Consider the following 15,292-nt stretch of genomic DNA (forward strand, 5'->3'; position numbering starts at 1 on the left):
CGGGCTGACGATGACACGTTCCCTCCTCGTATAACACCCTGTAAAACCTACAAAGTAAATATGGCATGGTTCCTGCTTACTCCCGTTTACGGGACTGGGCTACCCAGTCAACTTTGCTTCATTTCTTAACAGGTCTGTTATTGATGAAAAAAATCGCCAGCGTCTGCCCCTACTGTGGTGCAGGCTGCAAATTAAACCTTGTCGTCGAAAATAACCGTATCCTCCGTGCCGAAGCGGCCGAAGGCGTAACAAACCAGTGCACCCTGTGCCTGAAAGGCTTTTATGGCTGGGACTTCCTGAACGATACGCGTCTGCTTACCCCCCGTCTGACTCAGCCCATGATCCGCTACCACAAGGGAGAGGCTTTTACCCCCGTCACCTGGGAAGAGGCTATCCGCTATACCGCCCATAAACTCAGGAGCATAAAAGAGCAGTATGGCCCACGGTCCATCATGACCACCGGTTCCTCCCGGGGAACAGGGAATGAAACGAACTATGTGATGCAAAAATTTGCCCGTGCGGTGCTGAATACCAACAACGTGGACTGCTGCGCGCGCGTCTGTCACGGCCCTTCTGTTGCCGGGTTACAGGAAACCCTCGGCAACGGTGCAATGAGCAATTCCATTAACGATATTGAAAACTCAAAATGTCTGCTGGTGTTTGGCTATAACTGCGCCGATTCGCACCCCATCGTCGCCCGTCGGGTCTTAAAAGCGCGCGAAAATGGCGCGAAAATCATCGTCTGCGATCCCCGTCGCATTGAAACCGCACGCATTGCCGACCAGCACCTGCAGCTGAAAAACGGCAGCAACATGGCGCTGGTCAATGCGTTTGGCTATGTCCTTCTGGAAGAGGAGCTGTACGACAAAAACTACGTCGCGCGCTTTACCGAAGGGCTTGACGCTTATCGGGAAACGGTCAAAGACTACGCGCCCGAAAACGTCGAACATCTCACCGGCATTCCAGCCCGGGATGTGCGTCAGGCGATGCGGACGTTCGCGGCTGCGCCTTCCGCCACCGTCATGTGGGGCATGGGCGTAACACAGTTTGGTCAGGCTGTAGACGTGGTCAAAGGTCTCTCCAGCCTGGCACTGCTGACCGGAAATCTTGGTCGACCTGCTGTCGGCGTTGGGCCAGTACGTGGTCAAAACAACGTTCAGGGCGCGTGTGATATGGGCGTTCTGCCCAATATGTTCCCGGGGTATCAGGACGTTACGAACCCGGCGGTCCGGCAGAAATTCGCCGCTGCCTGGGGAATCGATGTCGGGATTATGGACAAAGAGGTTGGAACGCGTATCACCGAAGTCCCTCACCTTGCGCTGGAAGGCAAGGTAAAAGCCTATTACATCATGGGCGAGGATCCGCTGCAGACTGAAGCCGATCTGGGGCTGGTGCGCCGCGGTTTTGAAGCACTCGATTTTGTGGTGGTTCAGGACATCTTTATGACGAAAACGGCGGAAGTGGCGGATGTTCTGTTACCTGCCACATCGTGGGGAGAACACGGTGGCGTCTTTACCTGTGCCGACCGTGGTTTCCAGCGTTTCGGTAAAGCCATTGAGGCCAGCGGCAACGTGAAACGTGACTGGGAGATCATCAGCCTGCTTGCTACCGAAATGGGCTATCCGATGCATTACGCATCCAACCAGCAGATCTGGGACGAGATGCGCGAGCTCTGTCCGCTATTCTATGGCGTGACATACGAAAAAATGGGTGAAATGGGCCATGTGCAATGGCCGTGTCCAACGCTCGATCACCCGGGGACGCCGTATCTCTATAAAGATAACCAGTTCGATACGCCGAGCGGCAAAGGCCAGCTTTTTGCGGCAGCCTGGCGCGCGCCTGCCGAGATCCCGGACGAAACGTATCCGCTGGTGCTCTGCACCGTGCGTGAGGTCGGCCACTACTCCTGCCGTTCAATGACCGGCAATTGCGCCGCGCTGCAAAGCCTTGCCGACGAACCAGGCCGTGTACAAATGAACCCCCTTGATGCGGACAACCTGGGCATTAAAGACGGACAGCTGGTGTGGGTGCATTCCCGTCGGGGCAAAGTCATTACCCGTGCCAGCATCAGCGAGCGCATCAACGCCGGTGCGGTTTATATGACCTACCAGTGGTGGATTGGTGCCTGTAACGAACTGACGCAGGATAACCTTGACCCGGTCTCCAAAACCCCAGAAACCAAGTATTGTGCGGTTAAGCTTGAGGCGATTGAAGACCAACGCTGGGCGGAAGACTTTGCGGCGTCGTCTTATCAGACCATGAAGACGCGGTTAATCACGGCGGTGAACGTCTGAGGAAAAAGAGGCTCGCCACGGCGAGCCTCTTTATACGTTAGCCAATCAGCAGCAGGCACGAGAGGTCGTCCCCACCGTTAATCTTATCGATAGCAAAATCCATACGGGCATCAATGGTCTGATTGTGCAGGGTCTTTTCTGAGAAGCTGGCGATGGTTTTCATGACCATCTGCTGGTCCAGTCGTTCATCCATTGATTTGACGCTCAGGAAAACTTTCAGGTAGAAAAAGTCCAGAACGATGCGATAAAACTGACGCATAATGGTGGCAGTATTCTTACCCGGAAAATAGCCGCTGTAGAGTTTGTACAACAGATAGTTGCGTAATACGTACGGCTCTGACAAACAGGATTCCTGGCAAAGTTTCCCCCACTGCTGGTTAATCGCGTCGAATTTCTGCGCCAGCCTGGCGGGATCGCTGTCATGGCTGAAATTCAAAAAGTCAGCAATTTGCCGATGCCCTTCGTTGATATACCCATCCCGTGCAGAATCTCGCGCCACATTCGTGCCGAGGATCGACAATGCCAGATATTTCATCGCATTTGATCGCCCGACATTGCTTTCAGAGAGCAGCGATTTACCGCTCTGCAACGCTTCCAGCAAGGCTTCGTAAAAGCGTTCAACCTGCTCATACTGATTGTGCAAATCGAAGTTCACATGCTGTAAGGTCAGGATCAACTGAGCCAGCGCCATCAAATTTTCTTCAACATTCCTCGCTGGCGACTGGATTATTTTCCACGCAAGGAGATGAATGACCTGGCTGCTTTGAGGCATAGACTGACGCTGACCAATCAGATTGGTTTTATAAACGGCCAGCAGTTCATCCTGCTCCTGCAATAACATCGCGTCGGGGTCGAAGAGAACCCGCCTGACCACTTCCGGACATGAAAGGGTCATGCTGTGGCGAGTTTCATCCAGATAGCGGGTTGAGCTTCGGGGATAAGTACTGCAGGTGTGCGATAAGGCACTTTCACCTAAATCACGGTGTACCATACAGAGCTTATTTTCATCGATAAACGGACACTCCCCTTTTTCATCCAGTTTAATACGGGAATAGTTTACTTTGCCTTTACGCTGCAGAATCAGATTGTCTTTGGCTATTGCAGCGATACCGGGATGCGTTGATGAAAGATATTTTTGATGTGTTTTTTTATCAATGGAAATTGTCCAGCCGCGGCAGCAGGAAATTAAACATTCCGGCCCCACACACTTGAACCTGGTCACAAAAATCGGTTTCAGGGTTTTATGAATTTGCATCGCTAATTAATCGTTATATAAAACGTAAAAATAACATGCTGCAGATGCAACTCTAAAGTTTCATAAACGAACACTTGTTTCCGTTATTCCTGTCATCAATAAAAGTGTCTTTACGCCTCCAGACAGGGGCGGTCCTGTAAACCCTGTCTCACAGAATCACGAAAAATATTGGGGGTGCCGTTTTTCTTCACCATCCTGTTGAGCAGCGCGATAAGCTCATAATCACTTCGCAGGTTAAATTTTTGCATGATCATGTATTTGTGCGCAAAAACGGTCTTATAGCCGATCTGTAACGCGTCTGCCGTCTGCATAACGGATAAGCCTTTATACAGGTTCATGACGATGCGTATTTGCTGCGGTGATAATATCTTATGCTCGCAATCGAAACAGGACGTTTTCTGCAGCACATGCCCCTTCAACTGCGCTTTACGCCACGCGCACCATACCGTCTCGCCAATCATGTCAAGAGAGGCCCTGCGGGAGATGAAAATAATATCCTGATAACAGGATTGCGACGCCGTAGACCGTTGCTCATCGTCAACCCAGCCGATCACAATGCCTTTTTGCCGTGACTGTAATTCCGGAAAACAGGTCAGGGTTTCTCCCTGGCATAAAGAGAGGACAATAATATCCGCCGTGCTGACGTTATGCGGCGTCATTTCATAATCAAAGTGAATACAGTCATTAAAATTACGCCAAAAGAAATCCATAAAAAAATACTGCAGACCAGACTGAAATAACGAATCCGTCTCGCTAATTAAAATATTCAACATAGACCACACCGACGGGAAGCAAAAATGCGCGTGAAATCCCGCGCGACTTAATTGTATTGCAGCGTAATGACCACCACTGCGCTGAGGGTGCCGGCCGTCGCCCTGCCTCCGGTGGATATAACCGCAGCCTGCATGGCCATCTTCGCCGTCCGGTCTGAGGCGACATATTCCGTCATGCTGGAGCCGTTCCCTTTCAGTATGCCACTTCCGGCCTCGCGCATTGCTATCGCCACGTGGGTGGCCGTACCGCGGTTAATGTAATAGTCGGCGCCGGCAACAGGGTCGGGTGTGCCCGTAAAGGTAGCGGTGACGCTACGCGTCCCCACCGGACATTGGGTAAATAACAGATCAAACGTAACCGGGTCAGAGGATGATCCTGGCGTCACCATATTACTCGCCTGGATATTGCCCAGATTAATATCGAGATTCGTATTGCCGTTATTAAACAGGCAGGGTGAGGCCACGATATTTCCGGTGACCCCGATATTTACGCTGTCTGCACATAGCGCTTTGCCGCACAGTAAACCCGACACAAGCAACGCCGCGGGAATTATTTTCATCATCTCACCGGTTATTGATAGGTTATCGTAAGCGTGGCTGACGCATTTGCCGAGCCTGATTCCACGGTGGTTAACGTCTGGTAATAGCGCGCGGTTAACGGGAGCGTCTCCTGTCCTCCCGCAGACTGTTTTAATAACAGGCGACCCGTTCATTACCAAAGGAGAACCGTTATAAAGTAGCTGAACCCCTACCCCTTTTGCCGTACCGGCATTCCCCTGACCGGTTAATGCCATGACGCTGGTATTGGCGCTGTCCGGATTTTGCATACCGCTGAGTGACACACTGATATTGGTGCCGGCACTGCAGGTTAACCCCAGATTTTGCGTATTTTGGGCGCCGGATGGCGTGGTTCCAATAACGGAGCCAAACGATGAGGCCGGAATATCGCCTATCGGGAACGTCAACTGCGCCGTCGTTATCGTGCATGCCAGCGCATTAATTGTGCCGTCAGTTAACTGGACCGTCAGACCGTCACGATAAACACCGTCACTTCCCTGAAGCGCCACGGTTCCGATAACCCCCGGCGTTAAAGCGCCCGACGTTACCGGGCCGGTCACCACCAGCTCAACTTTTCCACCAAACCAATCCACATACGACGTCACCGCGTTATACGAAAACGTGTAAGCCGGGTTTTCAAAATAATTCCCCGAGGAAAAGCGAATACCAATACCGCTGACATTGGTGGCATAAACATGGTTACCGTAGCTGCTCAGGTTCCCATTGTTATATCGCATACTGAATCCCAGCATCAGCGGGTTAGAACATCCCGTTAAATAGGTTCCCGTTGATGAGGCGGCGCGAGAAAAAATAATGGTGCCCACGGGGGCATCACGCTGCACGTTAATCGTGCCCACAGATATCGTCGATATTTGCGGCGTGATGGTTGTACAGGTGCCGGCACGGGCGCTATTCCACCCGCTCAGTAAACAGAGCAGGATCAGAGATAAAGCAAATTTCATTTTTAACCTTCCTGGCGGCAAAGCGCGTTAACGTCGGTTATTCCGCCGTAGGTGGGTTGTGCAGGCAGGCTAAATTGCGCGCGGCACTGCTGACCGGGTTGATTTCCCCAGGTTGCCACGATTTCTCCCTGTCCGGGCAGTCCCGTTAAATAGACCTGACCACGGTCGCCCACAATAAAGCTGCTGTTGCTGTCGCCTTTGAGCGTGACGACCGCACCAAACGGAACGGCATATTGCCCGTCGGACAGGGTCATTAACACCCGGCGCCCGATTTTAGACACATAATCGGCTTCCACTATCGCCCCGCGGGTCGGTGTTACGGTGCGCGTATTAATCTCAAGCTCCACGTCATCCGGCATAGTTTCCGGCTCAAGAGTGATGTCGTTTTTTCGGTATACCGACAGATTGTTAACCACTGTATACCCGCGGAAATCCGTACGAACCCCGGGTTGATTGCGAATATCGACACCGTGTGCACCCGGCGCTTTCACCAGGATATTGGTTTCACCGAGCGGCTGCGAAAGCGTGATGCCGTCACGGTGAGCAATGACGCCCCCCTGCAACCCGTAATTCAGGCGCTCGCTGTGTTTGTCGTAGCTGTAGCCCGCGACAATTTCGCCATAGGTGCCTTTATAGTCGCCGTTCAGGTTGCCGGTATTTCCCGTGCCCTGTGTGCCATAACCTTGCTGCACGTTCCAGTTCAGGGCGCTGTTTTCCAGAGACACGCCGTTCAGCCCGACCACATGCGTCGTGCCGTTGTGCTTACTGGCGTTCATGCCATAGTTAGCCCAGGTACGCGGCAAGAATTTGTCCAACGGTACGCTGACGTTAAAGGCCAGCAACCGATCGTGGTCCGCGTTTTGTGCGCTCCCGCGTCCATTCTTGCTGTAGGTCCAGGTCAAACCGTAACTGATGTTGTTCCAGTCATTGTTGTAGCCCACGCTCCAGGAGGCCATCGCCTGACCAGAATTCCAGTAATCTTCGCGTGCGGCGCTGAGCGTCAGTGAACCCAGCGCGCCGCCCAGCGTCTGGCTCATGGTCAGTTCAGCACGGTTACGCCGCCGGTCCTGCAGGGCGCTGCTGTCGCCGTAGGAATCCAGCACGTCCTGCATCCCGTAATAGCCACGGGTTGAATATCGGTATCCCGCAATTGAAAAGTTTGTCCCGGTCTTCGCCATATTTTTGCTGTAACGCGCGCGCAAGGACTGACCGGATGTTTTGTCGGTGTTATTCGGCGTTGACCAGGCCTGGGTCACGTCGGCAGAGATCGCGCCGATATCCCCCATGTTTTTACCGATGCCAAACGCCACTGAACGGTATTTATCAGACCCCTGCATCCCACCGTAAAGGGTGATGCCGTGCTGAATCCCATAAATACCGGTGATTTGACCAAAGGACGTTTTCTCCACGCGGCTGTTGTAGGCGCGATACTGCCCGGCCGTCACCGCATACTTCAGTCGTCCTTCCCGCTGCAGGACCGGCAGCGAGGCATAAGGCAGCGTGAAATGCTGCTCACTCCCGTCAGCCTCTTTAATGGTCACATCCAGATCGCCTGCGCCGCCGGTGGGATACATGTCCGAGATTTCAAACGCGCCTGGCGCCACGTAGCTCTGATAAATTTGATAACCATTCTGGCGGACCACCACCTGCGCATTGGTTCGCGCGATGCCGCGGACCACGGGCGCATAGCCTTTAAGAGAGTCCGGCAGCATGTCATCATCCGAGGCCAGTTGACCGCCGCGAAATGGCATACTGTCGAAAACATCCGCCGGTGCGGTACTGTCCCCGATAATCAGCTGTGCTTTCAGCGGAATAACGGCGCGCTGCGCATAGGTATATACGTTGTCCCACCGATCCTCACCGGTGGAATCCCGTGACCAGGTGGTGTAATTACGTAAGCACCACGGCCCGATATTGACCCCGGGGCGTAGGTTGGCGTACTGGCTATCATTCTGGCTGCCGCGAGTGTTCTTCGCCCACGCGTTTGCGCCGCTCAGACTGTAATTAAGCATGGCGGCATTAATCCCCTCATCCCACATCTCTGGCGGAACCGCGTCCCTGGCTGGCAGGTCGATGGCGGCCTGAGGAATGCTGATCACCAGCCGCTGTGCGCCAAACTGAAAATCGCTACTGGCCTGCGGGATCGCCTGAAGGTTTGCGCATTCACCGTTGTTCGCCGCCAGCTGCGGGAAAAGCGTGGTTCTTACGCCCCACTGTTTTAACTGGTCAAGACTCAGGCACGGCCGGAGGACGTCATTGCCCTTTTCGTCTTTTACTGCAGTAAAGGTGATATCGCGGGTCGCCATTAGCTGGTCATCAAGAACAATATCGACGTGATAGGTGCCGGGTGCCTGCGATCCGGATTCAAATGCCGATAAATCCGTTCTCCCTCTTCCTGGATTATCAAGTTCAACCAGTTCGGCATTAAATGTCTCACCGGCAAATAGCGCCTGCGATGAACCTGCAAGTATTAATCCGATCACTGTCGCCAGGGGTGCAGGTCGAGCCCGAAAATAGTGTATTGCCATCGCTTTTAACTCATTTATGACAGGCAATGCCCGCGTTTCACCGGTTATAAGGTTGCCTGATGCGCGCCCCCAGGGCTGCCGAAGTCATTAATCACTTTAAACGTCAGTACGCTGCCGCTGGCCCCTTGCGGTAACGTGAAACGGACTGAGCCACCGGGTAAGACATACGACACGTCATCGATTTTTTTACCCCCAAGGGTGATTTCATTAAAATTGATGACATACGCGGTCGGGTTATTAACCTGAAGTTCATTCCCGGTTCTGCGCCAGCGTAATTGACTGGCCTGTTCGTCAGGCGTGGACGCGTGCAGCTCAGCGGGCCGATAAATCAGTTTGATGCGCGTTTTAACCGCAATTTGTAATGCGTTCATCTGCGTTGAGGCAGACGGAATCGCTTTAATATTCAGCCAAAATAAACTTTCCCGATCCTGAGGCAGTGCCCCCGTCATCACGATGCGCTCAACGTTTTTTTGCCCGCCATCCAGACGATACAAAGGCGGCGTAATAATAAAAGGCACCTTGCCTGACGCCCCTTCCTGCACGTCGATCCATGACTGAATTAAATACGGCGTACCATCAGGGTTATTCACACTGAGTGACGTTTCCTTTTTAGCGCCATCAAAAATAATGCGCGTACCACCAATAATGACGCCGGCATGAGCCGTTGACAGCATCAGAGATAACAACGCTGTTGCCAGTAAAGGGGTTCTGAAAAAATACATTCTGTTCCTCATAAAATTGGGGGCCGGGGCGGCCCCGACGTTCAGGCAAAAGAGCTAGTTATAAACCACCGAGAAGTTGGCGACAGAATTCGCCGGGCCCGCCGTGACGCTGGCCGTGGTCGAAATATACTGGGCATAGAAATTGAGCGTATTGTCTGCGGAGCTGCTGAGCATGTAGGTGTAACCATTGCTGCCATGCAGAGGCAGGTCGGCTTTATCCGCGGTCATCAGGTTGATCGCCACGCCCGTTGCGGCACCCGCCACGGAGGTGTCAATTGCCAGAAGATTGCTATTAGACGCATCCGGAGTACCGTCAAAGCGCACTTTGGCATTCGTGACCGAGACCGGACAGTTTTTCAAAATAATATCGAATTTCGTTGCCGCGGTTCTCGCCCCCGTCGCGGTAAACTCTGTTTTATAATAATCCCCAAGTACAACCACCTGGTTCTGCGATGCCACATCAACATCACAGGCAGAATCCAGAATATTTCCGTTAAAATTAACGGTACCTGCAGCGGCAAACGCATTGGCCATTGTCAGTACGGAACCTGCTGCGATCGTTGCCAGAAGAAGTGTTTTTTTCATCATGCTATATCCTGTATCACTTTATTTATTATTAACATTCAGACAAAAAGACGCGTCGGTTTTTTCACCCGCTTAATGTTTTGCCTTTTACAGACAGCAGCGAAAAAAATGAAATAACTTTATTTCATTAAACGTCTGAAGACGCATATGACTTGCTGTCGATGAAATAAAATTTATACAACTCCGTTGACGTCGACAATCATTTTCGGAGTCTTTCCGTAGACCCGTAATTAACAAAAATAAAACATTGTAAATAAGGAATACCTTATGCATATAACAGGCAGTCTATTAATAGACCGGAGTGTTAAGATCATTAAATTCAAAATGTTAGTCAGGATAATATTGAAAGTCTACTTTTAGACCTGTGCTGCATATTCCCGTAGTCGCTGTTTTTTAAGATAATTCTCTACGCCGGTCACCCATGATCGCAATGAAAGCAGTGGAGCACCTTATGAACACGCGAATGACAGCGGTCCTCACCGATGTAAAATCTACCGTACTGGATTTAAAGCCGTATGCCCATATTGATAAGTTAATCAGTACTGTGCTGCCTTTTACGGAAAGGCATATTCTCGCGAAAGGCGAAATTATTCAGTATCACAATAATGATGTTCGCCTCTGTTTTTTGCTGTTACACGGCAGTGTTGCGCTGCATCGTCGTGGCGATGGTATTGTTTTAAACTCAGAGTCCTCGCCTTTTATTCTGGGTGTCAGCAGCCAGTTCTCCTCTGAACATCTGTACGTCAGAGCGCTTGAAACCTCCGAAATAGCGCATGTCTCTCTGGATAATTTTAATAAGATCGTGGCGGAAAAAAACTTATGGGAACACTTTTCAAAGCTACTCATCTATACCGCCTCCCGGGTATACGAGCACTGCGCGCAAATATCGCAGATGTCAGCCTATGACATTATCCGGTTTCAGCTGGTCGAACTGATGCAGGAGCCAGATGCCGTACGGAAAAACATCACGGCGGCAGCGTATATCAAGAGTCGAACCTACCTTTCACGCAGTGGGATTATGCGTATTCTCGCGGAACTGCGTACCGGAAAGTACATCACGATGGAGCGTGGCGTGCTGCTGGAAATCCGTCATTTACCACGTAAATACTGATTGGCCTCGTGTTTACGATAAGGAGTAACGCTATAATCAGGGGGGTTATCGCTACGGGTTATAGGTTATGTCCTCTACTGAAAAAACGCATCGTGGTTCTCCTTACGCGCGAGAACTGATTTCATTCCTGCAACCCTACTGTACCACGCGCAATGTTGCTCCCGGCGAACAGCTGGATCTCCAGATGAATGGCCAGAGCGTGTGCTATTTGATCCTCGAAGGCACCGTTGCTATCTACCGCAGAAGCGACAACATGATGCTCACCACCGCACGTAGCCCGGCGCTTTTTGGCCTCGCCAATCTGACAGACATCTACTTCAATGATTATCTTAAAACCGTGACCCCCTGCCTGACGGGTATGCTTACCACCGCTCAGGTAGAAGCCGTTATCAAAGAGAATGGGTTATGGGGGTTGTTGTCTAAGCACCTGATGTTTGTTTATAACCGGCTATACAATAATGTGATGCCTCAGGGCGCGCCCACGGCCTATGAGATGATTCGCCAGCAATTGATAAAGCTGATGGATGAAGATGAGAGTTATCGCAAAGCCATCACCGCAGAGCGGTATATTCGCGAAAAAACCCAGCTGTCGCGCAGTGGGGTAATGCGTATTCTGGCGGATTTAAAAACAGGCGGGTTCATTGAGATAGAAGATGGCAGGCTCGTTAAAATCAATAAACTGCCTGCCCGGTACTGAACGTCAGATACAAAAAAGACCGCTGACGCGGCCTTTTTTTTACTGTCACGATCAATGGACGTGAACGCCCAACCGCCAGGCAAAGTAGATCTCTTCTTTAAGCTCATTTGAAGAGAGCGCCAGCAAATCTGTGAACTCCAGTTCAAGCTGTTTCAGCTTTTTCAGGTACTGCGCCGGAGACAGGTTGCTTTTATCACGACGTAAATATTCAATTGCCAGCTGTGTTGGGGTTATTTCAGTATCCATGATGTCCTCGCTTATGTACAAAACCTGACCAGTATATCACAAGAGACTGGCTAGTTTTTGACCAAAGGCAAAACATCTGAAAACTTTACACGACCGCCGTCGTCAGTCGCGACGAGCAGCAGAGCCGATCCTGCTCGTCAAGAATGTCAATCTGCCACACCTGATGGCGGCTACCGGCGTGTAGCGCGCGACAAACGCCGCGCACCCGTCCACTTCGCACCGAGCGAATATGGTTCGCGTTCACCTCCAGCCCGACGACCTTTTGCTCCCCTTCGGTGCAAAGATAGCCCGCCACGGACCCCAGGGTTTCGGCCAGCACGACGGATGCACCGCCGTGCAATAAACCAAACGGCTGATGCGTGCGATGATCGACAGGCATCGTGGCCTCCAGTTCATCCTCGCCAATACGCGTGAACTGAATGTCCAGCAGCCCTACCATATTCCCCTCGCCCATGGCATTCAGCGCCTGCAGCGTCACGGCTCGTTTCCAGATCATCCAATTATCTCCAGTAAGGCCTGTAATGGGTGACGCACCCCGTTCCCTTCAACCCGTTTCACCTGGCTTCGGCAGGAGTAGCCCGTGGCCAGACAGCGGTTCCTCGGTAAACGCTGCATCGCCTGATGCCACGACAACTCATAGATACCGAGCGAGTTCGCGTGGTTTTTCACTTCGTGCCCGTAGGTACCTGCCATGCCGCAGCAGCCCACGTTGACGCTCTCAAGCTTCGCGCCGAAGCGGGCAAAGATGGACGCCCACTGCGCGGGTGCGCCCGGCAGTGCCGTCACTTCCGTGCAGTGGCCGAACAGATACCACGATTCACCGCTCACATCCTTCACGGTCGCCTGTTGCAGCGCCGCCGGCAGCCACTCGTGCACCAGCATGACGTGGAAATCACCGCGTTGCTCCCCCAGCGTCTGCTTATACTCATCGCGGTAGCAGAGCACCAGCGCCGGATCGACACCGACCATCGGCATCCCTAGCTGCGCCACCCGGTTGAGGAAGTCAGCGGTTTTCCGCGCCGTTTTCGCAAAACGGGTAAGGAAACCTTTAATGTGCTGCGCTTTGCCGTTTGGTGAGAACGGCAGTACCACCGGCTGATAGCCCAGTTTTTCTACCAAACGGATAAAATCGGCTACCACCTTGGCATCGTAGTAACTGGTAAACGGATCCTGCACCACCAGCACCACATTGGCTTTCTGCTCAGGGGTCAGCGCCTCAAGCTGCTCCAGCGTCATGTTCGCCGAGCGGTGCCCCACGAGCTGACGCTGTAGCGAAGGGACTGACAGCAGCGGCAGGTCCACCATCCCGATATGTTTTTCGGAAAGCTTTCGCACCAGCGGCTGATTGATGAAGAAGTTAAAGGTCTTCGGCGCACGCGCCATCAGCGGGGCATAGCTCTCCACCGTCGCCACCAGATGGTCACGCATTGGACGTAGATAGCGGGTATGGTAAAGCTGCAGGAAGCGTGAGCGAAACTCCGGCACATCAATCTTGATCGGACACTGGGTTGAGCAGGCTTTACAGGCCAGGCAGCCGGACATGGCCTCCTTCACCTCGTGGGAGAAATCATACTCGCCTTTGTTCGCATGCCAGCTGTTGCGGGTACGTTCAATCAGCGAGCGCAGACTGGCGCGTTTTTCCGGTAATTCCTGTTCCAGCTTCAGCGGATCAACCCCGCGGTCGGCCAGCAGACGCAGCCATTCGCGGACCAGCGTCGCGCGGCCTTTGGGCGAGTGAATGCGGTTACTGGTAATTTTCATCGACGGACACATTGGGCTTTTCACGTCGAAGTTGAAACACAGACCGTTACCGTTACACTCCATTGCACCGCGCCAGGAGGCGCGCACCGCAATCGGGATTTGTCTGTCATAGGTGCCGCGCTTGACGGCGTCCACCTGCAGCATTGGGGCATCGACGCCCTCTGGCGGGCAAATTTTACCCGGGTTGAGACGGTTATCCGGATCGAATGCCGCTTTGACCTTACGCAGCTCAGCGTAGAGCGCTTCACCGAAGAACGCCGGGCTGTACTCCGCGCGGAACCCTTTCCCGTGTTCTCCCCAGAGCAGGCCGCCATATTTCGCGGTCAACGCCACCACATCGTCGGAGATCTGCTTCATCAGGATCTCCTGCTGCGGATCGCACATGTCCAGCGCAGGACGCACGTGCAGCACCCCGGCATCCACGTGGCCGAACATGCCGTAGCTCAGACCGTGGCTGTCCAGCAGGGCGCGGAACTCAACGATGTAATCCGCCAGATGCTCAGGCGGGACGCAGGTGTCTTCAGCAAAGGGAATCGGTTTGGCCGCCCCCTTCGCGTTGCCCAGCAGCCCCACCGCTTTTTTACGCATCGCGTAAATACGCTCAATGCCGGAGAGTTCGCTGCAAAGCTGCCAGCCAATCACCCCACCTTCGCCTGCTGCAATCAGTTCGTCCAGCCGCTGACAGAGCGTGGTGACCTGGCTTTCAATCAGTGCTTCGTCATCGCCGGCAAATTCAACGATGTTAAGACCCAACATCTCTTTATCAGGTACATCGGTGATAAGCTCACTCACCGAGTGCCAGACGATGTCTTCCCGAGCCAGATTAAGCACTTTAGAGTCGACGGTTTCCACCGACAGCGCCCGCGCGTCAACCATAAAGGGCGCATTGCGCAGGGCAGAATCGAAGGAGTTGTATTTGACGTTCACCAGCCGACGCACTTTCGGCAGCGGCGTAATGTCCAGCCGCGCCTCGGTAATAAATGCCAGCGTCCCTTCGGAGCCGGTCAGCACGCGGGTTAAATCAAACTGCGTCAGGTCATCGTTAAAGACATGACGCAGATCGTAGCCGGTTAAGAAGCGGTTCAGTTTAGGGAATTTGTCGAGGATCAGCTGGCGGTTATCGCGACAGCGCTCAAGCACGGTGCGGTAAATCCGCCCGTTGGCCGTGTTGTCTTTACCCAGCGTTTCCGCCAGTTCGACCGGCATCGGCTGGGTATCCAGGATATCGCCGCCCAGCAGCACCGCGCGCACGCCAAGAACGTGATCGGAGGTTTTACCGTAGACCAGCGACCCCTGCCCGGAGGCATCGGTGTTAATCATCCCACCGATTGTCGCACGGTTGCTGGTAGAGAGCTCGGGGGCAAAGAAGTAACCATAAGGCTTGAGGTACTGGTTAAGCTGATCTTTGATGACGCCCGCTTCGACACGCACCCATCCTTCTTCGGGATTGATCTCAATGATGCGGTTCATATAGCGCGACATATCAATGATGATGCCCTGGTTCAGCGCCTGACCATTGGTGCCGGTGCCGCCGCCGCGTGGCGTGAACACCAGCGAGGTAAATCGCTCCTGCGTTGCCAGTCGCGCAATAAGCGCCACATCGGCCGTTGAACGGGGAAACACGACTGCATCGGGAAGAAGCTGGTAGATACTGTTGTCGGTCGCCATTGTCAGCCTGTCGGCATAATGTGTGGCGGTATCCCCTGTAAAACCCTGTTGCTCCAGTGCCTGCAAAAAATTAAGCACCAGCTGAACGACGCCAGGTGCCTGAGAAATCTGTGGGATCATTACTGTCGACCC

General features: G+C 53.0%; 12 protein-coding genes and 1 pseudogene. 3 read left to right on the forward strand and 10 right to left on the reverse strand.

The window, feature by feature from the left end:
* The first annotated feature begins 143 nt into the window (after window positions 1-143).
* The gene (gene fdhF, locus QE396_RS07425) at window positions 144-2,294 is read left to right on the forward strand and encodes a formate dehydrogenase subunit alpha (RefSeq protein WP_309950535.1); all 2,151 of its coding nucleotides are present in this window, start codon (window positions 144-146) and stop codon (window positions 2,292-2,294) included.
* 37 nt (window positions 2,295-2,331) lie between these two features.
* Here fdhF and fliB read toward each other — a convergent pair whose 3' ends face one another.
* From fliB to QE396_RS07460, 7 genes and pseudogenes are all read right to left on the reverse strand, one after another.
* On the reverse strand, window positions 2,332-3,549 hold the full coding sequence (gene fliB / locus QE396_RS07430; protein WP_020884371.1) for a flagellin lysine-N-methylase: 1,218 nt from the start codon (window positions 3,547-3,549) through the stop codon (window positions 2,332-2,334).
* 110 nt (window positions 3,550-3,659) lie between these two features.
* On the reverse strand, window positions 3,660-4,322 hold the full coding sequence (locus QE396_RS07435; RefSeq protein WP_020884372.1) for a LuxR C-terminal-related transcriptional regulator: 663 nt from the start codon (window positions 4,320-4,322) through the stop codon (window positions 3,660-3,662).
* 47 nt (window positions 4,323-4,369) lie between these two features.
* Complete coding sequence (locus QE396_RS07440) at window positions 4,370-4,882, reverse strand: fimbrial protein (protein WP_032670431.1); 513 nt, start codon at window positions 4,880-4,882, stop codon at window positions 4,370-4,372.
* Window positions 4,883-4,893: 11 nt separating this feature from the next.
* Window positions 4,894-5,842 (reverse strand): annotated as a pseudogene (locus QE396_RS07445) (fimbrial protein).
* Window positions 5,843-5,844: 2 nt separating this feature from the next.
* Window positions 5,845-8,370, reverse strand: a complete 2,526-nt coding sequence (locus QE396_RS07450; protein WP_309950540.1) for a fimbria/pilus outer membrane usher protein — start codon at window positions 8,368-8,370, stop codon at window positions 5,845-5,847.
* 44 nt (window positions 8,371-8,414) lie between these two features.
* Entirely contained in the window at window positions 8,415-9,092 is a 678-nt protein-coding gene (locus tag QE396_RS07455; RefSeq protein ID WP_020884376.1) for a molecular chaperone, read from the reverse strand.
* A gap of 54 nt (window positions 9,093-9,146) precedes the next feature.
* A complete protein-coding gene (locus tag QE396_RS07460) occupies window positions 9,147-9,677 on the reverse strand; it encodes a fimbrial protein (protein ID WP_020884377.1) in 531 nt (176 codons plus the stop codon).
* A gap of 451 nt (window positions 9,678-10,128) precedes the next feature.
* Between QE396_RS07460 and QE396_RS07465 the strand changes: the two genes are divergently transcribed.
* Both QE396_RS07465 and QE396_RS07470 read left to right on the forward strand, forming a co-directional pair.
* On the forward strand, window positions 10,129-10,788 hold the full coding sequence (locus QE396_RS07465) for a winged helix-turn-helix transcriptional regulator (RefSeq protein ID WP_025204381.1): 660 nt from the start codon (window positions 10,129-10,131) through the stop codon (window positions 10,786-10,788).
* A 67-nt stretch (window positions 10,789-10,855) separates the two neighbouring features.
* Window positions 10,856-11,485 (forward strand): helix-turn-helix domain-containing protein, encoded by a 630-nt coding sequence (locus QE396_RS07470; RefSeq protein ID WP_309950543.1) that lies wholly within the window; start codon window positions 10,856-10,858, stop codon window positions 11,483-11,485.
* 51 nt (window positions 11,486-11,536) lie between these two features.
* Here the strand turns inward: QE396_RS07470 and QE396_RS07475 are convergent, their stop codons facing one another.
* The 3 genes from QE396_RS07475 to QE396_RS07485 all read right to left on the reverse strand — a co-directional run bounded on the left by QE396_RS07475 (window position 11,537) and on the right by QE396_RS07485 (window position 15,280).
* A complete protein-coding gene (locus QE396_RS07475; protein WP_003857766.1) occupies window positions 11,537-11,731 on the reverse strand; it encodes a YdiH family protein in 195 nt (64 codons plus the stop codon).
* A gap of 85 nt (window positions 11,732-11,816) precedes the next feature.
* Complete coding sequence (menI, locus tag QE396_RS07480) at window positions 11,817-12,227, reverse strand: 1,4-dihydroxy-2-naphthoyl-CoA hydrolase (protein WP_020884381.1); 411 nt, start codon at window positions 12,225-12,227, stop codon at window positions 11,817-11,819.
* Window positions 12,224-15,280, reverse strand: a complete 3,057-nt coding sequence (locus tag QE396_RS07485; RefSeq protein WP_153853327.1) for an FAD-binding and (Fe-S)-binding domain-containing protein — start codon at window positions 15,278-15,280, stop codon at window positions 12,224-12,226. Before QE396_RS07485 ends, menI begins: the two co-directional genes overlap by 4 nt.
* Window positions 15,281-15,292: the final 12 nt, after the last annotated feature.

It is taken from the genome of Enterobacter sp. SORGH_AS_0287 (assembly GCF_031453695.1).
Lineage (GTDB): Bacteria > Pseudomonadota > Gammaproteobacteria > Enterobacterales > Enterobacteriaceae > Enterobacter > Enterobacter ludwigii.

What these genes read in the sequence shown, in the direction of transcription:
- fdhF (WP_309950535.1), top strand. Translation starts at nt 144, where the DNA reads ATGAAAAAAATCGCCAGCGTCTGCCCCTACTGTGGTGCAGGCTGCAAA.
- fliB (WP_020884371.1), bottom strand. Translation starts at nt 3,549, where the DNA reads ATGCAAATTCATAAAACCCTGAAACCGATTTTTGTGACCAGGTTCAAG.
- QE396_RS07435 (WP_020884372.1), bottom strand. Translation starts at nt 4,322, where the DNA reads ATGTTGAATATTTTAATTAGCGAGACGGATTCGTTATTTCAGTCTGGT.
- QE396_RS07440 (WP_032670431.1), bottom strand. Translation starts at nt 4,882, where the DNA reads ATGAAAATAATTCCCGCGGCGTTGCTTGTGTCGGGTTTACTGTGCGGC.
- QE396_RS07450 (WP_309950540.1), bottom strand. Translation starts at nt 8,370, where the DNA reads ATGGCAATACACTATTTTCGGGCTCGACCTGCACCCCTGGCGACAGTG.
- QE396_RS07455 (WP_020884376.1), bottom strand. Translation starts at nt 9,092, where the DNA reads ATGTATTTTTTCAGAACCCCTTTACTGGCAACAGCGTTGTTATCTCTG.
- QE396_RS07460 (WP_020884377.1), bottom strand. Translation starts at nt 9,677, where the DNA reads ATGAAAAAAACACTTCTTCTGGCAACGATCGCAGCAGGTTCCGTACTG.
- QE396_RS07465 (WP_025204381.1), top strand. Translation starts at nt 10,129, where the DNA reads ATGAACACGCGAATGACAGCGGTCCTCACCGATGTAAAATCTACCGTA.
- QE396_RS07470 (WP_309950543.1), top strand. Translation starts at nt 10,856, where the DNA reads ATGTCCTCTACTGAAAAAACGCATCGTGGTTCTCCTTACGCGCGAGAA.
- QE396_RS07475 (WP_003857766.1), bottom strand. Translation starts at nt 11,731, where the DNA reads ATGGATACTGAAATAACCCCAACACAGCTGGCAATTGAATATTTACGT.
- menI (WP_020884381.1), bottom strand. Translation starts at nt 12,227, where the DNA reads ATGATCTGGAAACGAGCCGTGACGCTGCAGGCGCTGAATGCCATGGGC.
- QE396_RS07485 (WP_153853327.1), bottom strand. Translation starts at nt 15,280, where the DNA reads ATGATCCCACAGATTTCTCAGGCACCTGGCGTCGTTCAGCTGGTGCTT.